We start from the raw sequence: 18,345 nt of genomic DNA on the forward strand, positions 1-18,345 counted from the left end.
CCCCGGAGGCCCCGCCCCATGCGCACCGCACTCGCCGCCCTGCTCTTCGGCGCCGCCCTGATCCCGGCCGCCGCCGCACCCGCCAACGCCGCACCCGTGCCCGTACCCGCGCCCCGCGCGGTGAACCAGGGCTACAGCATCCCCGTCGGCGCCGTCACCGACCTCGGCGCGCTGCCGGTGCTCGGCAGCCTCGGGCTGGACTTCGCCCGTCTGCTCGGGCAGTAGGGACGCGGGCCCTTCAAATCCGGCCCCGTCAGACCCGGACGCTGAACAGGCCGCCGGAGAGCGGCTGTTGGTCGGACCGGGCGGACGTGATGTAGAGCGTCCGCCCGTCCGGCCCGCCGAAGGCGCAACTGGTGACGCGCGGCACCGGCAGCTCGACCGACGCCAGCACCTCGCCCTCCGGCGAGAGGCACCGGACCGCCCAGCCGTCCCAGAACGCCACCCACAGGTTGCCGTCGGCGTCGAGCGTCATGCCGTCCGGGTAACCCGGCAGGTGGGAGACGTCGAGCGTGCGGATCCGCTCGCCGAGGGGGCCGTGCTCGGGATAGGGGTAGAGGGCGATGCGGCGCGTGGTGGTGTCGATGTGCCAGAGCCGGTCGGGCTCCGGCCAGGCGAGGCCGTTGGGGATGTCGAGCCCGCCGAGGATCGCCTGGACGCCGCCGTCGCGCTCCAGCCGGTACAGCGATCCGGGCTCGCGCGGCTCCCCCCGCCCCATCGAGCCGGCGACCGGCCGGCCGTACGGGTCGGTCTTGCCGTCGTTCATCCGGCGGTCCGGGCGGTCGGCCTCGACGGCGGCGACCAGCGTGGTGCGGCCGGTGGCCGGGTCGAGCCGTTCGAAGCCGCGCTCGGTGGCGAGCATCAGTCCGCCGTCGCCGTACGGCATCAAGGTGCCGGGGGTGACGTCGAGTTCGAGCGAGCCGATCGCGCCCGAGGCCGGGTCCAGGGTGAGCACCCGCCGGTCGGGGATGCCGATCCAGCGCAGCAGTTGCGCGGACTGGTCCCACAGCGGGCCCTCGCCCAGCTCCAGGTACGGTGTGTCGGCGACCGGTTCGGCACGCACAGCGGGGCCCTCCTCGAACAAGGTGTCAGCGCAGCAGGGCTTCGGGCAGCATCGCGGTCAGTCCGTCGTCCACGGCGAGGCAGGCACCACTGATGAACGAGGATTCCTCACTCGCCAGGAAGCCGACCACCCGCGCGACCTCGGCCGCACTGCCGAACCGCCCCAGTGGGGACGACCGTAGCATCGCGGCGCTCGGCCGCGGATCCGTCCACCAACTGATCGGCACGGCCCCCCTTCCAGGGCATCGGCGTCGGCGTCGACCGCAAGTCCCCGGTGTCCTGGCCGGTGTACGAGCGCCACCGCTCCCTCCGCTGCACCGGCGGCCTGCACTCCGTCACCTACCTGCCCGGTGGCCCCGGCGTGCCGGTGGCCCTGGTGGATCTTCCCCGGAAGGCCCGCCGGGACCACCCCCACCCGGGTTAGGCTCGATCCGCGCGGCGGCCGTCCGCGCACCGACCGAGGGGGAGCGTGTGATCGGGGACCTGCTGCCGGACGCCGTCGTGACCGAGGTGTCCTACGACGACCCGCCGGAGGCCCGGCTGGAACCGGCCGAGGAGGCCGCCGTCGTCCAGGCGGTGGCGAAGCGCCGCCGGGAGTTCACCACCGTCCGCCACTGCGCCCGCACCGCCCTCACCCGCCTCGGCATCCCCTACCGCCCGCTGGTCCCCGGCCTGCGCGGCGCCCCGAGCTGGCCCGACGGCGTCGTCGGCAGCCTCACCCACTGCGAGGGCTTCCGAGCGGCGGCCGTCGCCCGCTCCGGCGACCTCGCCTCGGTCGGCATCGACGCCGAGCCCGCCCTGCCGCTCCCGGACGACGTCCTGGACGTCATCGCGCTGCCCGAGGAGGGGAAGCGGATCGTCGAACTGCTCGCCGAGCACCCCGGCACCCCGTGGGACCGCATCCTGTTCAGCGCCAAGGAGTCCGTGTACAAGGCGTGGTTCCCGCTCACCGAGCAGTTCCTGGACTTCAGCGAGGCCGACCTGGTCCTCTCCCCCGACGGCTCCTTCACCGCCCGCCTGCTGGTCCCCGGCCCGAACGTCAACGGCCGCCGCATCGAGGGCTTCGAGGGCCGCTGGGCCGTCGGTGACGGGCTGCTCGCCACCGCCATCGCGGTCGCCCGGTAGTCCGGCGCACCGGCGACCGCACTCGGCATATCCTCGACCCCGTGACCGTGACCTATGTGATAGCTGGCACCCGGATCCACACGCTGGACGACTTCTGGGACGTGGTCGGTGAGACCATCGGCAGCGACGGCTACTTCGGCCGGAACCTCGACGCCTTCGCCGACTGCCTGCGCGGCGGCTACGGCACCCCCGAGGACGGCGACTACCTGATCGAGTGGCGCGACCACGCGGTCTCCCGGCGCAACCTCGGCTACCCGGAGACGGTCCGCCAGCTGGAACTGCGGCTGGCCCACTGCCACCCCGCCAACCGCGAGCACGTCCGCGCCGACCTCGCCGCCGCCCGGGCCGGCAAGGGGCCGACGGTGTTCGACTGGCTGGTCCGGATCATCGAGGAGGAGCACCCGGGAGGCCTCCGGCTGGCCTAACGCCGCAGCGCGGTACGCCCGCACCTCACCGCAGCACGCCACCCCCGCACCTCACCGCAGCACGTCCGACAGCCGGACGAAGCGCCGCCCCGCCGCCAGCAGCCCCGGCACCGCCGCCACCACCCCGGGGGCGGTGCCGCCGCCCGGGTGGTTCATGTGGCAGATCACGATCGCCCCGGGCGGGGCCGCCGCGAGCTCCTGCCGCACCTCGGCGGCGCTGAGCGTCGCCCCGCCGTCGCCGTTCACCGTGAAGCCCGCGGCGCGTTCCCCCAGGTCGGCGACCACCCGGGCGGCGACGTCGTCGTAGTGCGCGGTACCGGAGCGGAAGAACCGCACCGGGTGGCCGAGCAGCCCGGCGAGCTTGTGCGCGTTGCCCGCGACCTCGTCGTACACCTCGCCGACGCCACCGGTGCCGGCGATGCCGTAGGCGGAGCGGCCGGTGACCGAGAGCGGGCGGTGGACGGTGCCGTGGTTGCCGATCTCGAAGAGCGGATCGGCGGCGAGTTTCTCGAACACGTCCGGGTTGGCGTCGATCCAGCGGGCGTTCAGGAAGAGCGTGGCGGGGACGGAACGTTTCCGCAGGAAGTCGATCAGGTCGGCGTCGTACCCGTTCCCGCCGGGGCCGCCACAGGCGTCGAAGGTGAGCGCCGTCGCGCTCTCGCCGGCGGGCAGCTTGGTGGTCACCCCGGTGACCTCCATCCCCCACTCCTTCGGCGCGGTGCCGCCGTACCGGGCGACCAGCTCGGCCCGGGTCGGCTCCCGGCGCGCGGTCGCAGCGGTCGGGGCGGTCGGGGCGGTCGGGGTGGACGGGGCGGGCGTCGGGGGCTCCGACGGCGTCGCCTCCGATATCGCCGAGGCCCCGGAGGCCCCGGAGGCCTCCGCTTCGGCCTCCGGGGCCTCCGGGGCTTCCGGGGCCGCCGCCCCGCCGCCCGCCGAGGACCCGCACCCCGCCAGCGTGCTCCCGGCCACCGCCGCCAGCAGCGCCCGCCGACTCAGTGCCACACCCGTCTCCTCCGCGATGACCCGATCCGCTCGTTATGAATATGAACGGACTAATCGTCATCGCCCGCAACTCGCCGACCCGGCCGACGCCGACCCCCTTCACCGACTCGCCCCCCGCCCGTGGGCCCCGGCTCACCCCTGATTCACCGCCACGGGTAAGGAGCCGAACGGACCCGCCCGCCCCGACCCGGAGGACCCGATGCCCGCCGACCACGACACCCCACACCCCGCCCGCCGCGACCTCCTCCGCACCGGCCTCACCACCGGAGCCGCCGCCGCCCTCGGCCTCGCCGCGACCACCCCCGCCGCCGCCTCCGCACCCGGCGCCCCCGGCACCCCCGGCACCGAGCGGACCCTCACCCTCACCGGCCACCTCCCCACCGGCGCCCCCGACTTCGTCCACCTCCCCGTCGAAGTCCCCGCCGGCGTCCGCGAGATCGCCGTCAGCTACGGCTACGACAAGCCCCCGGTCCCGGTCGGCACGCCCGGCAACTCCTGCGACATCGGCATCTTCGACGAACGCGGCACCGACCTCGGCGGCCCCGGCTTCCGCGGCTGGTCCGGCGGCTTCCGCACCGAGTTCAGCCTCGCCCGCGACGCCGCGACTCCCGGCTACCTCCCCGGCCCGATCAACCCGGGCACCTGGCACCTCGCCCTCGGCCCCTACCAGATCGCGCCGCAGGGGCTGGACTACCACGTGCAGATCACCCTCCGGTTCGGCGCCCCCGGGCCGGCGTTCGCCCCGCACTACCCGTCCGAGCGGGCCCGCGGCCGCGGCCGCGCCTGGTACCGGGGCGACTGCCACCTGCACACCGTGCACTCCGACGGCCGGCGCCTCCCGGAGGAGGTGGCCGCCGGCGCCCGCGCGGCCGGCCTGGACTTCATCGTCTCCACCGACCACAACACCAGCTCCTCGCACGCGGTCTGGGGCCCGCTGGCCGGCCCCGACCTGCTGATCATCCCGGGCGAGGAGATCACCACCCGCAACGGCCACTGGCTGGCCCTCGGCCTCGAAGCGGGCCAGTTCGTCGACTGGCGCTACCGCTCCCGCGACGAGGAGTACCCGCGCTTCGTCCGTCAGGTCCACCGCTCCGGCGGCCTGGTGGTGCCCGCGCACCCGTACTGCCCGTACGTCGCCTGCCAGTGGAAGTTCGGCTACGAGCAGGCCGACGGCGTCGAGGTGTGGAACGGGCCCTGGACGTACGACGACGAGTCCGCGGTCGACACCTGGGACGGCCGGCTCGCCGTCGCCCTGCGCGAGGGCCGTTCCTGGCTGCCCGCCCTGGGCAACAGCGACGCGCACAGCGCCCCGCAGGTCATCGGATCCCCGCACAACGTCGTCCTGGCCGAGGACCTCACCCGGGACGCGATCCTCGACGGGCTGCGCGACGGGCGCAGCTGGCTCGCCGAATCCGCCGCCGTCCAGCTGGAGTTCACCGTCACCGGGCACGGCCGCCGGGCCGGCATCGGCGAGGAGCTGGCCGTCCCGGCGGACGCCCCGCTGGACGTCCGGCTCACCGTCTCCGGCGTCCCCGGCGGGACGGTCCGCCTCCTCACCGACGAGGGCCAGCTGCACCAGGAGTCACTGCCCGCCGACGGCTCCGGCACGGTGGTCTGGCGCACCACCGCCTCGCTCGCCGCCTACGTCCGGGCCGAGGTCCGCCACCCGAAGCCGGACGGGTCGCCCGGCAAGGGCAACGCGATGGGCCCGGACCTCCCCTGGGGCCCGATGGCGGCCCTCACCAACCCGATCGTGCTGCGCGTCGAGGACCGCTGAGGCGTCCGGAGCAGGAGTGGGGACGACTCGGGGCACCGGCGTGGACTAGGTTGATCCCCGAAAGCACCAGTCGTAGGGACGAGGCGGTCGGCTGTCCGTATCCGGGCCGGCCGGCCCTTCCGCACTCCGACCGCCTCGCCCCGGCTACCCGTCCGTCCCCGGCCCGCGAAGGGATCAGCAGCTGTGAACCGTACGACCGTAGGTGGGCCGGAGCTCGGGGGCGGCCGGGGCGCCGGCGGCGTCCTCGTCCTCGTCGACCCGGCCGGGGCCGGCCAGAGCCCGGTCGCGAGCCGGCTCGCGGAGGAGCTGCACCCGAGCGTCCACCTGCGTGCGCACGACTTCCTGCGGGTCATCCGGCGCGGCCAGCTCCCGCCGCACCTCCCCGAGGCCGAGCGGCAGAACACCACCGCCCTCGCCGCCGCCGCGCAGGCCGCCTTCGCCTACGCGACCGGCGGCTACCAGGTCATCGTCGAGTGCCCGGCCGCCCCGCCCACCCTGGACACCTTCCGCCGCGAGAGCCGCACCACCGGCGCCGCCCTCCACCTCGTCGTCCTCCAGCCCACTCCGGGCGCCGTCCCCGGCCCGCACACCCTGGACACCAGCTCCCTCACCCCCGCCGGCGCCGCCGAGTCCATCCTCGCCGCCCTCACCCGCCGCACCCACCTGCTCGGCTGGTGACCCTGCCGGGGTGCCCGAGGCCCGGGCACCCCGGCGCGCACGGCTACGCCCCCACCACCCCGTCGATCGCCTCCCGCAGGAAGTCGGCGTGCCCGTTGTGCCGGGCGTACTCGTGGATCAGGTGCAGCATCACCAGCCGCAGCGACACCTCGGCTTCCCACCGGGCCTGGTACCCGGTGACGTCGAGGGTCTCGGCGGCGCGCTCGATGCGGCGCGCGTGTTCGACCTCGGCCTGCCAGACGGCGAAGGCCTCGGCCCGGGTGGCGCCGGTGGCGTCGTACGCGGCCTGGAAGTCGCCGTCCGGCGACCAGACCAGCGGGACGTCCTCGCCGTCGATCACCCTGCGGAACCAGGTGCGCTCCACCTCCGCCATGTGCCGGACCAGCCCGAGCAGGGTCAGGGTGGACGGCGGGCTGGAGCGCCGGCGCAGCTGCTCGTCGGTCAGGCCCTCGCACTTCAGGGCGAGGGTCGCCCGGTGGAAGTCCAGGAAGCCGCGCAGCATCTCGCGCTCCCCGCCGCTGATCGGCGGTGCGGGGCGCTGGTCAGGGATGTTCACGGTGTCGCTCTCCTCAAACCCTCGGGAATCCCCGCGGACTGTAGCGAACCGGCCGTCCGCGCCGGGTAGCCGCCCCCGGTAGTGCGGCGGCGTTCCGAGCCCCCCGGGCCACCTCCGCGCCCCTTTCCCGCCCCGGACCGGGGTCCATCACGTACCGTGTTCGGATCACCACCGGTTTGGGTACGTACCTCGGCGCGCCCGACGGGCGCCGAGCACCGCGGTGCCGGTCACAGCGCCGCCACATCGTCACGCAGCACGTTCAGCGCCCCCGGTCCGGGGTCGTCACTCCACCGCCGAGACCGGGTACATCACACACCGGGAGACCGACCATCATGAGCCACGACCACATCCCCGCCCCCGTACGCCGGACCTACGGTGCCGGCGATCTGTCCCAGGCCGCGAGCTTCGCCGGTGGATTCATCAACTTCGGCTACTGGCAGGACATGGACCTCACCGCCCCGACGACCGAGGACCGGGTCCACAGCCAGGAGCAGCTCTACCGCCGGGTCCTGCGGGAGTTCGCGGAGCCACGTGAGCGGCTGCGGCTGGCCGAGGTCGGCTGCGGGCGCGGACTCGGCGCGGCGCTCGCCCTGCGCGAGTTCCGGTTCGGGGGCGTGACCGGCGTCGACATCCACCCCGACCAGATCGAGCGCGCCCGCGCCGTCAACGCCAAAGCCCTGGCCACCTACCCCGATCGGCTGGCCTACACCTTCGGATCGGCCAACCAACTCCCGTTCGCCGACGGCTCCCTGGACGGCGTCTACTCCGTCGAGGCCGCCCAGCACTTCCGCGAACTCACCGGCTTCGCCCGCGAGACCGCCCGCGTCCTGCGCCCGGGCGGCCGGCTCGTCGTGACCACCTTCTTCGCCGCCGCCGGACCGGACATCACCGAGCGCCTGAGCATCCTCCTCGCCAGCTTCGCCGACGGCCTCGACGTCCCCCACCCCCTCGCCGCCTTCACCAGCGACCTCACCGCGGCCGGCTTCACCACCATCACCACCGAGTCCATCGGCGACGCCGTCTGGCCCGGCCTCGACCGCTACCTCACCGACGTCGTCCCTCCCGGTCACTGGAGCCGCAACTTCCTCCCCGCCTGGCGCAGCGGCCTCCTCGACTACCACGTCGTCACCGCCACCCGGCCCGGGCCGGCAGAAACGGCCCGCCAGCCGATCTGACGAGCCATCCTGCCCCCCGGTACGTCGCGAGGCCCTGACGCCCCCTCCGCCGCCCGCTCCGGGCCCGGAGGGCGCCCGTCGGCCGCGACGCGCCGGATCAGCCGACCGCCGCCCCCACCCGCGGCGACGGCTCGGCCGCCGGGCCGGCCAGGGCCGCCAGCCGGCGCAGGCTGGCCCGGCGCTGGAGCGCGCCGAGGCCGACGGTCGCCGCGCCGAGGGCCAGCCAGCCAGCCGGACCGGCCGTCATCACCACGCCGGTGAGCAGCAGCGGGCCCACCGACTTCTGCACCGACTGGGCCATCCCGGCCACCCCCAGGTAGGAGGCCTGGGCCCCCGGGGGCGCCAGGACGACCGCCAGCTCCCAGGAGCTCACCGAGCGCATCAGCTCCGCCAGCGTGACGAGCATCGCCGCGGCCAGCAGCGCGAGCGAGGCCGTCCACGGCCCGCCGCCGGTGGCGAGCGCGGTCAGCAGGCAGCAGCCGAGCAGCGTCAGGCCGTACCAGCCCACCGCCGCGGCCGCCCCGCGCGGGCCCTGCGCCCGCGCCGAGACGCGCAGTTGCAGGAGCACCACGAGCACCGTGTTGAGGATCAGGAAGACCGGGACGACGGCGTGCGGCGCGCCGGTGTGGTGGACGAGCCAGAGCGGCAGGCCGACGTTGAGGATCGAGTCGTCCAGGTTCAGCGGCATGTCCAGCGCGACGAACAGCAGGTAGCCCCGGTCGCGCCAGGGGCTCGGCGCGGCCGCCGGAGCTGCCCCCGGGGCGGCGGCGGGCTCTTCCCCGGAGGCCGCCGCGACCAGGCCGCGCCCGGCCGGCTCCCGGGTGCGCCAGACCAGGACGGCGGCGAGGGCGAAGGAGAGTGCGTTGGCCACGATCAGCACGCGGTAGGCGTTCGTGGTGCCCATCGCCAGGCCGATCGCCGCGATGCCCGCACCGAGCGCGTACCCGGCGTTGGCCACGCTGCGGAACAGCGCCTGGTACGTGCCGCGCCGCTCGCCCGCGATCCGGGTGGCGAACAGCATCTCCAGGGTCTTGGCCGCCCGTTCGGCCAGGCAGGTCAGGGCGACGGCGGGGAGCAGCGTGGCGAAGTCGTCGACGACCAGCAGCAGGCCCATCGTCCCGATCCGCAGCAGGTGGCACCCGATCAGCAGCCACCGCACCGGCAGCCGTTCGGCCGCCCGCCCGGCGAGCGGGGACCCGGCGATCCCCGCCGCCGCGCCCACACCCAGCAGCACGCCGAGCTGCCGGGCGTCCATCCCGCACACGTAGGTGAAGTACAGCACCGAGGCCGCCGCCCACACCCCGCTCCCGGTCCGGTCGACGCACTGCGCCAGCAGCATGATCCGCGCGTCGCGCCCGCCCGGCGGCTTCCGCAGCTGCGCCATCAGTCCGTTCCCCCGCATGGCAGGCCCCCGTTGCATGATCGACATCAATCTCGACATCAAGATACTTCACGTCGAGATAGATGCGGAAGCCCCGGCGCACACCCGCCGGGCCCCGGCCCCAGCCCCCCCCGGGGCTCCGGACCTCGACGGCGGGCGGGCCGTGCGCCACACTCTCCCCAGCAGCATCCGCGCTCCCAACGCACCGGCACGACGTCACGATCCACCGCCACATCGGAGAGCCACACGGTGACCACTCGTCAACTGCTGGAGATCGCCTTCTCGTCCGGCCGGGCCGGGTCCGGCCCTGCCACCTGGGGCCAACAGGCCATCTGGGACGTCCTGAGCCGGCTCACCCCGGCCGACGCGCCGCGCTACAACATCGCCGCAGCGGCGCCGCTCGACCCCGGGCTGCCGCTGCCCGTCCTGCTCGCCGGCCTGGAGCACCTGCTTCATCTGCACGACTCGCTGCACACCCGGATGATGCCGGGGGAGGCCGGCCGGTTGCACCAAGTAGTCGATCCCGAGGGCCGGTTGGAGGTGGAGGTGCGGCACTGCGCGGAGCCGGCCGATCCGGTCGAGGCGGGCGCGCGGCTGCACGAGGAGCTGGCGGCACTGCCGTTCGACACCGCCACCCAGTGGCCGATCCGGGTCGGCGTGGTGGAGGCGGGCGGATCGGCCCGGTACGTGAGCCTGGTGCTCTCGCACACCGCGGTGGACGGCACGGGGATGAACCGCCTGGTGGCCGACCTGACCGCGCTCTGCCAGGGCACCTCGCCGGACGAGCTGGCCAAGATCCGCGAGCCCGCCCAACAGCCGCTGGAGGAGGCGGAGTTCCAGGCCTCGGAGCGCGGTCGGCGGCGGGACGAGGGCGCCCGCAAACAGTTCCTGCGCAAGCTCCGGCTGGCCCCGGCCCGGATGTTCCCCCCGCCCGGCGAGCCGGCCACGCCGGGCGCCAGGTTCCCGAACGCCGTCCTGCGCTCCCCCGCGCTGCCCCGCGCGGTGGACCAGGTGGCGGCCGCCCACCGGGTGACGTCCTCCTCGGTGCTGCTCGCGGCGACGGCGGCGATGACGGCCCGGCTGTCGGGCTCGACGGAGGCGGTGCTGAACGTCGTGGTGAACAACCGCTTCCTGCCCGAACTGACCAACGCGGTGAGCGTGGTCGCGGGCGACGGGCTGTTCCACCTCCCGGACGCCACCGCCGAGTTCAGGGACGTCGTCCGGCGCACGAACGCCGCCGCGATCGGCGCCTACCGCCACGCCTACTACGACAAGCTCCGGCTGGAGGCCGAGATCCGGCGGCTCGCCGCCGAGGGCGTCCCGCTCGCGGACCGGTCCTGCATCTTCAACGACACCCGCGAGCTGGTCGCCGCCTCCCCCGACACCGGGACGGGCGAGGAGACCACCCTGACCTGGCCGGTGGAGTTCGAGCCCCGCCCCGGCCTGACCTACGCCCTGGACGCACTGCAGTCCCCGGGCGCACTGAGCCTGACCATGACGGCCGACCCCGCGGTGCTCCCGCGCCCGGCGATGGAGCGCTTCCTGTACGGGATCGAGGAGTTGATCCTCACCGAGGCCCGCACCCTCGAAGCAACCTAGGCGTGCCCCGAGACCGGAGGGCACCGTGCACCACGCGGCGCCCTCCGGCGCCTACCCGCCATCCGCCGCTCCCCCCGGGCCCGTTGGCCCCGCCGCTACGCTGGGCCCATGCGGATCCTCCTCCTCGGCGGCACCTCCTTCGTCGGCCGCGCGATCGCCGACGACGCCCTGCGCGGCGGCGCCGAGGTCGCCCTGTTCACCCGCGGCCGGACCAACCCCGGTCTCTTCCCCGCCGCCGCCCACCTGATCGGCGACCGCGACACCGGCGACTACACCGCCCTGCGCGGCGGCCGCTGGGACGCGGTGGTGGACGTCAGCGGCTACCGCCCCCGCCAGGTCGGCCAGGCCATGGACGCGCTCGGCGACCGGGTCGGCCGCTACCTGTTCATCTCCAGCCACGCGGTGTACGAGCGCGCCGGCCTCGCCCCCGGCTCGGACGAGTCCGCCCCGCGCCGCGCACCCCTGCGCGACGCCGAGCAGCTCACCGAGGAGACGTACGGCCGGCTCAAGGTCGCCTGCGAGGACGACGTCACCGCCCGCTACGGAGACCGGGCGACGATCGTGCGCCCCGGAAAGGTGGCCGGCCCCCACGACGAGCAGCGCGGGCTCACCTACTGGGCGCGCCGGGCCGCCCGGGGCGGGCGGATCGCGCTGCCGGGGCGGCCGGAGCAGCCCGTCCAGGTGGTCGACGTGCGCGACCTGGCCCGGCTGGTGGTCCGGCTGCTCCAGGACGACCGGGCGGGCGCCTTCCACGCCGTCGGCCCGGCCGAACCGACCACGCTGGGCGGGCTGATCGCCACCTGCGCCGAGGTCGCGGGCACCGAGGTTGAGGTCGTCCCGGTGCCGCCGGAGAGCGCGCCGCCGCCGTTCTTCCCCTTGGTCCGGTCCACGCCGCTCTGGCCCGGACAGCAGCGCAGCGCCGCCCGGGCCAGAGCGGCCGGACTGCCGGCGACCCCGCTCGCGGTCACCGCCGCCGACGTGCTCGCCTGGGACCGCGAGCGCGGCGAACCGCCCCTCGACCACGGCTTCACGCCCGAACAGGAGGCCCGGGTGCTGGCCGAAGCGACGGGGTCGAGGCCCTGAACGACCACCGACCCTGCACAGCACGACCGGTCAGGACGGACTGCCGGACGGCCACCCCGTCCTGACCGGTTGTCAGTGTCACGCGCTATGGTCGGCCCCGAACGATCCCACCAGCACCTGCACAGCACCGCCAGGGGGCACCATGACCGCGCACCGCACCACCGCGCACAGCGCCGGCCCGCGCACCACCCCGCTCGACGCACCCCTCGACACCCCGCTCGACGCACCGCTCAGCACCGCCGATCTCGTCGACGGCTGGCGACGGGTGGGCGTCCGCGAGGGCATGGCGATGATCGTGCACTCCTCGCTCTCCAGCCTCGGCCGGGTCGACGGCGGCGCCGCGGCCGTGGTGGCCAGCCTGCGCGAGGCGGTCGGGCCCGGCGGCACGGTCGCGGTGCCCACCTTCACCACCGCCGTCGTCCGGGACCCGGTACCGGAGCACGCCGGCCTGCCGAGCCCCGAGGTCGCCGAACGGCGCGCCGCCGTCCCGCTGTTCCACCCCGGTCTCCCCTCCCCGATGGGCGCCGTGCCGGAGGCGCTGCGCGCGCTGCCGGAGAGCCTGCGCAGTACGCATCCGCAGGCCTCGGTCGCCGCGGTCGGGGCGCACGCCCGCGAGGTCACCGCCCGCCGCTCGCTGGGCTTCGCGGTCGGCCGCGAGTCGCCCTTCGGCGCGCTGCACGACCTCGGCGGGTACGTGCTGCTGATCGGTGTCGGGCACAACCGCAACACCTTCCTGCACTACGCCGAGACCTTCGCGCCCAACCGCCGCCTCAAGCTCCGGCGTTTCCCGATGGCGATCCAGGGCGAGCGGGTCTGGATCGAGGCACCCGACGTGGGCGACGACAACGACACCCACTTCCCGGTCGTGGGAAAGGAGTTCGAGGAGCGGGCGGGCACCCACGAGGTGCTGGTCGGCAACGCAGCCTGCCGGCTGATCCCGGTCCGGGAGCTCATACCCTTCGCCGTCCGCCGCCTCACCGAACTGCTGGCGGCGGACGGCCCCGGAGCGGCGTAGCCCGATCGACCGCCCGCTTCCTCAAGCGGCCGACCGGACCACGCCCGTCACCAGGTCACCAGCTCACCAGGTCACATCCGGGGGCTCAACGAGCCCAGACCTCAATGCTCCTCGTCGTGCAGCGAGTTGGTCTCCTGGATCTTCTTCCAGGACTTCGGCTCCGCCGGCAGCTGCCCGTCAGCCTGTCCCGCGCCCGCACCCGGCGCGAGCGAGGCCGCCGCTGCGGCCGGCGCCGGCCCGACGGCCGGCTTCGAGGCCGTGAACAGCCAGGTGGCGAAGAGGTCCCCGAGCTTCTTCCCGGAGACCTTCTCGGCGTACGCCTGGAACTCCGGGACGGAGGCGTTGCCGTAGCGGCGCTCGGTGGGCCAGCCCTTCAGGATCTGGAGGAACTTGTCGTCCCCGACGGCGTTGCGCAGCGCCTGGATGGCCACCGCGCCCCGGTCGTAGACGGCGTTCGCGAACTGGTTGGCGGCTCCCGGGTCGCCCGGCTTGACGGTCCAGAAGGGGTCGTCGGCCGGGTGCGAGGCGTAGACGTAGTCGGCGATTTCCTGCGCCGTGCCCTCGTTCTCGTGCTCGGACCAGAGGAACTGCGAGTACCGGGCGAAGCCCTCGTTCAGCCAGATGTCGCTCCAGTGCGAGACCGAGACGCTGTCGCCGTACCACTGGTGGGCCAGCTCGTGCACGACGACGGAGGTGTTGGAGCCGCGCGCGAACTGCCGGGGGCTGTAGAAGACCCGGGTCTGGGTCTCCAACGCGAAGCCGGTCTTGACATTGGGCACGTAGCCGCCGACCGAGCTGAACGGGTAGTCGCCGAAGTAGCCGCTCAGCCAGTCGACGATCTCGCCGGTGCGCTCGACGCTGGCCTTGGCCGCGTCGGTGTTCTCGCCGAGGTCCTTGCTGTACGCGTTGTAGACGGGCAGCCCGCTCGGTGTGCTGTCGGTCGTGACGTCGAACTTGCCGACCGCGAGGGTGGCCAGGTAGGTCGCCTGCGGCTGGTTCTCGCGCCAGCTGTAGCGGGTCCAGCCGGCCTGCGAGACGGCGCCGGCCAGGATGCCGTTGCTGATCACCTGGTTGCCGTCCGGCACCTGGACCGAGACGTCGAAGGTGGCCTTGTCGCTCGGGTGGTCGTTGCTCGGGAACCACCACCACGCCGACTCGGGCTCACCGGCGGCCACCGCGCCGTCCGGCGTGCGCAGCCAGGCGGTGAAGCCGTACTTCTTCACGGTGGACGGGACGCCCTTGTAGCGGACCACCACGGTGGCCTGGCTGCCCTTGGCGAGCGGCCGGGCGGGCGTGACCTCCAGCTCCTGCTCCCCGCTGGTGGCGAAGGTCGCCGGACGTCCGTTGACCCGGACCTCCTGGACGTTCAGCGCGAAGTCCAGGTTGAAGCGGGAGAGGTTCTCGGTCGCCGTGGCGAGGATGGTGGTGGTGCCCTCCAGCTCGTCGGTGGCGGGCTGGTATTTCAGCCGGATGTCGTAGTGCGAGACGCGGTACCCGCCGTTCCCGTAGGTCGGGTAGTACGGGTCTCCGATGCCGGCCGCGCCGGGTTGGAAGTCGGCCGCCGAGGCGGGGACGGCCAGGAACAGGCTCAGGGCGCTGGCAGCGGAGACGATCAGCCTCTTGCGCACGTGGTCCTCCAGGGTCACTGGGACGATGGGTCGGATCGATCCATGTCCCGGTGGCTCCCGGTCCACTCCCCAATTGTGAGATGTTCATGAAAAGAAACAGGCCGACATGACGCCGCCGCGACACCGCCACACACCCCACCGGCCCCCCACGCCCCACCCGCCCCTCACACCCCGGCCCCCGCCCCCTCACCCGCCGAGCGTCACCGGCGCCCGCACCAGCGAGCCGTACTCCGTCCACGAGCCGTCGTAGTTCTTCACGTGCGGGTACCCCAGCAGCTCGGTGAGCGCGAACCAGGTGTGCGCCGACCGTTCGCCGATCCGGCAGTACGCGATCACCTCGCGCTCCGGTTCCACACCCTTCCCCCCGTACAGCGCCCGCAGTTCCTCCGCCGAGCGGAACGACCCGTCGTCGTTGGCCGCCTGCGACCAGGGGACGTTCACCGCGCCGGGGATGTGCCCGGGCACCTGCGCCTGCTCCTGCGGCAGGTGCGGCGGCGCGATCAGCTCGCCCCGGTACTCGGCGGGCGAGCGGACGTCGACGAGCACCGCGTCCGAGCCGGGCTTGGCGAACAGCTCGGCCTTGCCGAGCACTTCGTCCCGCAGCGCCCGCAGCTCCGGGCGCTCGGGCCCGGTCAGCCGGTAGGAGGTGTGCTGGTAGTCCATCACCTCTTCGGTGAGGCCGCGCCCCTCCAGCTCCCACTTCTTGCGCCCGCCGTCCAGCAGCCGCACGGGCCCGAAGCCGCGCAGCCGCAGCAGCCAGTAGGCGTACGCGGCGAACCAGTTGTTGTTGCCCCCGTAGAGCACCACGGTGGTGTCGTCCTCCACGCCGGCCGCCCGCAGCAGGTGCTGGACGCCCTCCCGGTCGGCGTAGTCGCGGCCGACCTGGCTGTGCAGGTCGGTGGTCCAGTTCCAGCCGATCGCGCCGGGGATGTGGTCCCGGTCGTAGGCGGTGGTGTCCTCGTCCACCTCGACGACCCGGATCGTCCCGTCGTCCAGGTGGTGGGCCAGCCACTCGGTGCGGACCAGCGCCTCGGGGTGTGCGTAGCCGTTGCCGGTCATCCCAGGCCCTCCTTCGCTCTGCCCAGGCTTTCGGCGCCCGACCAGGGGCACAGCGAGCCGCACACGGGCACGGCGGGGCGCCGGCGACCGGGCCGGACAGTTCGACGCTACGCCGACCGCCCGGCCCGGGCCACCCCACTCAGGAGAAGACCACGGAGCGCAGCTTCAGCCGGTCGCCGAGCTTCTTGCCGGGGTTCATGGTGTAGAAGACGTCGCCCTCGCAGTCGGAGTCGAGGAAGACGGTGGCCGTCGACCTGGTGAGGTTCTCCGGCGCGAAGGCCGGATCGGCCTCGGTCGCTCCGAACAGGTTGATGCACTGCCCGCTCTCCGGGTCGGCGATCCCCGCCGGGACCCCGGGAGGACGGCCGACCTTGTAGAGGAAGTCGCCGACGGCCGCGTTGGCGGAGGTCGGAACGGCGAGGACGAGGGCGACGGCGCTGGCGACGGCGAGTGCGGTGTTGCGGAGACGCATGATTGATGGCCTTTCAGGAGGTACCTGGTGGTACCTGATGCATTGATGCGAGATCACCCTAGAGGCCAAAAATCAGCAGAAACGGTTCTCCCAATCCACTCTTTCAGGTGGTTTAAGCGGCAAAGCCGCGACTTCTGCTGGGAACCGTTACCCGCACCCGCCGCCCCGCGCCCCCGCTCAGTTCGCCGGGGCCGAGAAGGAGTACCCCTGGTCGACCAGCACCGGCAGGTACGCCTTCAGCGCCGCCACCGTCTGCGACCGGTCACCGCCGCCGTCGTGGTTGAGCACGATCGACCCGGGCCGGACGTTCTTGAGGATCCGCTCGGTGATCACCGCGGTCCCGGGCGTGGCCCAGTCCTCCGGGTCCACCGTCCAGCCCATCGGCCGCATGCCCAGCTCGGTGGTCACCCTCATCGCGACCGGCGACCAGTCCCCGCCGGGCGCGCGGAACCAGGACGGCTGGCGCCCGGTGGTCCGGTACAGCAGGTCGGAGGTGCGCTCCAGCTCGTCCCGCACCGCCTCGTCGGACATGTGCCGCAGGTCGGGGTGGGTCCAGGTGTGGTTGCCGATGTGGTGGCCGTGGTCCGCGATCTCCCGCACCAGCCCGGTGTTCTCGGCGGCGCACTCGCCGACCAGGAAGAAGGTCGCCCGGATCCCGTACTGCTGGAGCAGCGCCAGGACGGTCGGCGTGTACCGGGGATCCGGCCCGTCGTCGATGGTGAGCCCCACCACCCGTTGGCCCGGGTCGAGTTGGTTGACCGGCTTGGCCTCCTCCTCCGTGAGCCGCCGGCGGGCGGGCATCGGCGGCGGGGCGGCGGCGGGTGTCGGCGGGGCCGGGGCGGCCTGCGGGGGCGCGGCGGAGGGCGCGCCGGAGGGGGTGGCCTGGGCCGCCTCCGGCCCGGGGGCCGCCCCGGGGGCCTCCGGGGCGGCGCCCGGCGGCCGCGCCGTGGCGCCCGCCCCGGCGTCGTCCGCGCCGCTCCAGGGGCTCCCGCAGCCGGCCGCCCCGAGCAGGGACATCCCGGCCGCGACCAGGAGCAGTCGCCGCGAGGGCATTCGTGAGTAAATCTGATGATCTGACAACATTCTGAATGCATCCCCCGTGTAGCGCCGCCGCTCCCCGATGGCGCCTCAGACGGGCCCGATCACCACTCCGACGGCGCAAGCGCACACCGCCCGCCCCCGGCTTCCCCGCGACTTCCCCGACCGGACGCTCGGCCTCCCCTCCCGACCGCTACGCTGTGCCTTCCCCAGTGTGATGATCTGCCATCAGAGGACGTGGCCATGACGACAAGTCAGGACATCCCGGACCAGGACCGGCCCGACGACGACCCCGCCGAGCTGAGCCAGTGGGAACGGTTCGGCGTCGACACCACCGCCCCCCACTCGGCGCGCGTGTACGACTACTGGCTGGGCGGCAAGACCAACTTCCCGCCGGACCGCGCCATGGGGCAGGCCATCGAGGAGGCCGTGCCGAGCGTCAAGCAGATGGCCAAGGCGAACCGCGCCTTCCAGGGCCGGGCCGTCCGCCACCTCGCCCGGGAACACGGCATCCGCCAGTTCCTCGACCTCGGCACCGGCATCCCCACCTCGCCCAACACCCACGAGATCGCCGAGGCGGTCAGCCCCGGCACCCGGGTGGTCTACGTCGACAACGACCCGATCGTGCTCGCCCACGCCCGCGCCCTGATGGTGTCCAGCCCGGCCAGCCGGACCACCTACATCCACGCCGACCTGCGCAAACCCGAGGAACTGTTCACCGACCCGGCGCTCACCGCCACGCTGGACCTCACCCAGCCGGTCGGCCTGCTGATGATCGCCGTGCTGATGCTCATCGCCGACGAGGACGACCCGTGGGGCCGGGTCGCCGCCCTGCGCGACGCCCTGCCCGCCGGCAGCTGCATCGCCCTCACCACCCCCACCCAGGACTTCGACCCGGAGGCGGTCGGCAAGGTCACCGAGGCCGCCCGGGCCGGCGGCATGACCCTCGTCCCGCGCACCCACGACGACGTCCTGCGCTTCTTCGACGGCTGGGACCTGGTCGAGCCGGGCCTCTCCCCCGTCCTCGCCTGGCGCCCGGACGGCGAGCCGCCGGCCGACCCGAAGGCCGCGTACTACTGGGGCGGCGTCGCCGTCAAGCGCTGAACCCGCGCCGGGCCCGCTCCCACCGGAGCCCCGCAGGAACCCACCCCGGGTGGGGCAGGCCGCACCAGGCCCGCCCCACCCGCGCCCTCACCCCAGCAGCCCCGCCCCACCCGCGCCCTCACCCCAGCAGCCCCGCCCCACCCGCGCCCTCACCCCAGCAGCCCCG

19 protein-coding genes and 1 pseudogene are annotated in these 18,345 nt (G+C 74.1%); 11 read left to right on the forward strand and 9 right to left on the reverse strand.

Annotated features, from left to right (window positions below; genetic code table 11):
* The first annotated feature begins 18 nt into the window (after positions 1-18).
* Positions 19-225 carry a hypothetical protein gene (locus tag AB0R04_RS09600; RefSeq protein ID WP_363369594.1) on the forward strand — a complete coding sequence of 69 codons (207 nt, stop codon included), beginning with the start codon at positions 19-21 and terminating at the stop codon, positions 223-225.
* Between the two features lie 28 nt (positions 226-253).
* Here AB0R04_RS09600 and AB0R04_RS09605 read toward each other — a convergent pair whose 3' ends face one another.
* Together AB0R04_RS09605 and AB0R04_RS09610 are read right to left on the reverse strand one after the other, a co-directional pair.
* Positions 254-1,063 (reverse strand): SMP-30/gluconolactonase/LRE family protein, encoded by an 810-nt coding sequence (locus AB0R04_RS09605; protein WP_363369596.1) that lies wholly within the window; start codon positions 1,061-1,063, stop codon positions 254-256.
* Positions 1,064-1,088: 25 nt separating this feature from the next.
* On the reverse strand, positions 1,089-1,247 hold the full coding sequence (locus AB0R04_RS09610; protein WP_363369598.1) for an SDR family oxidoreductase: 159 nt from the start codon (positions 1,245-1,247) through the stop codon (positions 1,089-1,091).
* Positions 1,248-1,266: 19 nt separating this feature from the next.
* Here AB0R04_RS09610 and AB0R04_RS09615 point away from each other — a divergent pair.
* From AB0R04_RS09615 to AB0R04_RS09625, 3 genes and pseudogenes are all read left to right on the forward strand, one after another.
* Positions 1,267-1,486, forward strand: a pseudogene (locus tag AB0R04_RS09615) (hypothetical protein); the annotation flags it as partial.
* A gap of 47 nt (positions 1,487-1,533) precedes the next feature.
* Positions 1,534-2,187: a 4'-phosphopantetheinyl transferase superfamily protein gene (locus AB0R04_RS09620; protein WP_363369600.1), complete on the forward strand. Its 654-nt coding sequence runs from the start codon at positions 1,534-1,536 to the stop codon at positions 2,185-2,187.
* 41 nt (positions 2,188-2,228) lie between these two features.
* Positions 2,229-2,612, forward strand: a complete 384-nt coding sequence (locus tag AB0R04_RS09625; protein WP_063346419.1) for a barstar family protein — start codon at positions 2,229-2,231, stop codon at positions 2,610-2,612.
* A 51-nt stretch (positions 2,613-2,663) separates the two neighbouring features.
* Here AB0R04_RS09625 and AB0R04_RS09630 read toward each other — a convergent pair whose 3' ends face one another.
* Positions 2,664-3,614: a polysaccharide deacetylase family protein gene (locus tag AB0R04_RS09630; RefSeq protein WP_363369602.1), complete on the reverse strand. Its 951-nt coding sequence runs from the start codon at positions 3,612-3,614 to the stop codon at positions 2,664-2,666.
* A gap of 199 nt (positions 3,615-3,813) precedes the next feature.
* Here AB0R04_RS09630 and AB0R04_RS09635 point away from each other — a divergent pair, with 199 nt between their 5' ends.
* Positions 3,814-5,391, forward strand: a complete 1,578-nt coding sequence (locus tag AB0R04_RS09635) for a CehA/McbA family metallohydrolase (protein ID WP_363369604.1) — start codon at positions 3,814-3,816, stop codon at positions 5,389-5,391.
* 183 nt (positions 5,392-5,574) lie between these two features.
* The gene (locus tag AB0R04_RS09640) at positions 5,575-6,069 is read left to right on the forward strand and encodes a hypothetical protein (RefSeq protein WP_350883659.1); all 495 of its coding nucleotides are present in this window, start codon (positions 5,575-5,577) and stop codon (positions 6,067-6,069) included.
* Positions 6,070-6,112: 43 nt separating this feature from the next.
* On the opposite strand, the gene AB0R04_RS09645 is transcribed toward AB0R04_RS09640, so the two are convergent.
* Entirely contained in the window at positions 6,113-6,619 is a 507-nt protein-coding gene (locus AB0R04_RS09645; RefSeq protein WP_363369766.1) for a DinB family protein, read from the reverse strand.
* Between the two features lie 338 nt (positions 6,620-6,957).
* On the opposite strand from AB0R04_RS09645, the gene AB0R04_RS09650 reads away from it, so the two are divergent.
* Positions 6,958-7,800, forward strand: a complete 843-nt coding sequence (locus AB0R04_RS09650) for a methyltransferase domain-containing protein (RefSeq protein WP_363369607.1) — start codon at positions 6,958-6,960, stop codon at positions 7,798-7,800.
* A gap of 97 nt (positions 7,801-7,897) precedes the next feature.
* On the opposite strand, the gene AB0R04_RS09655 is transcribed toward AB0R04_RS09650, so the two are convergent.
* Positions 7,898-9,184: an MFS transporter gene (locus AB0R04_RS09655; RefSeq protein ID WP_363369609.1), complete on the reverse strand. Its 1,287-nt coding sequence runs from the start codon at positions 9,182-9,184 to the stop codon at positions 7,898-7,900.
* Positions 9,185-9,430: 246 nt separating this feature from the next.
* Here AB0R04_RS09655 and AB0R04_RS09660 point away from each other — a divergent pair, with 246 nt between their 5' ends.
* The 3 genes from AB0R04_RS09660 (at position 9,431) to AB0R04_RS09670 (ending at position 12,878) form a co-directional block, all read left to right on the forward strand.
* The gene (locus AB0R04_RS09660; protein ID WP_363369611.1) at positions 9,431-10,780 is read left to right on the forward strand and encodes a condensation domain-containing protein; all 1,350 of its coding nucleotides are present in this window, start codon (positions 9,431-9,433) and stop codon (positions 10,778-10,780) included.
* A gap of 108 nt (positions 10,781-10,888) precedes the next feature.
* Positions 10,889-11,863 carry an NAD-dependent epimerase/dehydratase family protein gene (locus AB0R04_RS09665; RefSeq protein ID WP_363369613.1) on the forward strand — a complete coding sequence of 325 codons (975 nt, stop codon included), beginning with the start codon at positions 10,889-10,891 and terminating at the stop codon, positions 11,861-11,863.
* A gap of 142 nt (positions 11,864-12,005) precedes the next feature.
* On the forward strand, positions 12,006-12,878 hold the full coding sequence (locus AB0R04_RS09670) for an AAC(3) family N-acetyltransferase (RefSeq protein ID WP_363369615.1): 873 nt from the start codon (positions 12,006-12,008) through the stop codon (positions 12,876-12,878).
* Between the two features lie 101 nt (positions 12,879-12,979).
* Here the strand turns inward: AB0R04_RS09670 and AB0R04_RS09675 are convergent, their stop codons facing one another.
* From AB0R04_RS09675 to AB0R04_RS09690, 4 genes are all read right to left on the reverse strand, one after another.
* On the reverse strand, positions 12,980-14,506 hold the full coding sequence (locus tag AB0R04_RS09675) for a M1 family metallopeptidase (protein ID WP_363369617.1): 1,527 nt from the start codon (positions 14,504-14,506) through the stop codon (positions 12,980-12,982).
* A gap of 186 nt (positions 14,507-14,692) precedes the next feature.
* Positions 14,693-15,565 (reverse strand): sulfurtransferase, encoded by an 873-nt coding sequence (locus AB0R04_RS09680; protein ID WP_363369619.1) that lies wholly within the window; start codon positions 15,563-15,565, stop codon positions 14,693-14,695.
* A 139-nt stretch (positions 15,566-15,704) separates the two neighbouring features.
* The gene (locus AB0R04_RS09685) at positions 15,705-16,037 is read right to left on the reverse strand and encodes a hypothetical protein (protein ID WP_363369621.1); all 333 of its coding nucleotides are present in this window, start codon (positions 16,035-16,037) and stop codon (positions 15,705-15,707) included.
* Between the two features lie 177 nt (positions 16,038-16,214).
* Positions 16,215-17,090, reverse strand: coding sequence for a polysaccharide deacetylase family protein (locus AB0R04_RS09690; protein ID WP_363369623.1), 876 nt, complete (start codon positions 17,088-17,090; stop codon positions 16,215-16,217).
* Between the two features lie 228 nt (positions 17,091-17,318).
* Here AB0R04_RS09690 and AB0R04_RS09695 point away from each other — a divergent pair, with 228 nt between their 5' ends.
* A complete protein-coding gene (locus tag AB0R04_RS09695) occupies positions 17,319-18,179 on the forward strand; it encodes an SAM-dependent methyltransferase (protein WP_363369625.1) in 861 nt (286 codons plus the stop codon).
* The last annotated feature ends 166 nt before the right edge of the window (positions 18,180-18,345 follow it).

It is taken from the genome of Kitasatospora sp. NPDC056731 (genome assembly GCF_040687675.1).
Classification (GTDB): Bacteria; Actinomycetota; Actinomycetes; order Streptomycetales; family Streptomycetaceae; genus Kitasatospora.

Bases quoted from the DNA above. Each gene is read 5' to 3' on its own strand.
- AB0R04_RS09600 (WP_363369594.1), top strand. From the start codon at position 19: ATGCGCACCGCACTCGCCGCCCTGCTCTTCGGCGCCGCCCTGATCCCG.
- AB0R04_RS09670 (WP_363369615.1), top strand. From the start codon at position 12,006: ATGACCGCGCACCGCACCACCGCGCACAGCGCCGGCCCGCGCACCACC.
- AB0R04_RS09610 (WP_363369598.1), bottom strand. From the start codon at position 1,247: ATGCTACGGTCGTCCCCACTGGGGCGGTTCGGCAGTGCGGCCGAGGTC.
- AB0R04_RS09650 (WP_363369607.1), top strand. From the start codon at position 6,958: ATGAGCCACGACCACATCCCCGCCCCCGTACGCCGGACCTACGGTGCC.
- AB0R04_RS09695 (WP_363369625.1), top strand. From the start codon at position 17,319: ATGACGACAAGTCAGGACATCCCGGACCAGGACCGGCCCGACGACGAC.
- AB0R04_RS09665 (WP_363369613.1), top strand. From the start codon at position 10,889: ATGCGGATCCTCCTCCTCGGCGGCACCTCCTTCGTCGGCCGCGCGATC.
- AB0R04_RS09635 (WP_363369604.1), top strand. From the start codon at position 3,814: ATGCCCGCCGACCACGACACCCCACACCCCGCCCGCCGCGACCTCCTC.
- AB0R04_RS09680 (WP_363369619.1), bottom strand. From the start codon at position 15,565: ATGACCGGCAACGGCTACGCACACCCCGAGGCGCTGGTCCGCACCGAG.
- AB0R04_RS09655 (WP_363369609.1), bottom strand. From the start codon at position 9,184: ATGGCGCAGCTGCGGAAGCCGCCGGGCGGGCGCGACGCGCGGATCATG.
- AB0R04_RS09690 (WP_363369623.1), bottom strand. From the start codon at position 17,090: ATGCCCTCGCGGCGACTGCTCCTGGTCGCGGCCGGGATGTCCCTGCTC.
- AB0R04_RS09685 (WP_363369621.1), bottom strand. From the start codon at position 16,037: ATGCGTCTCCGCAACACCGCACTCGCCGTCGCCAGCGCCGTCGCCCTC.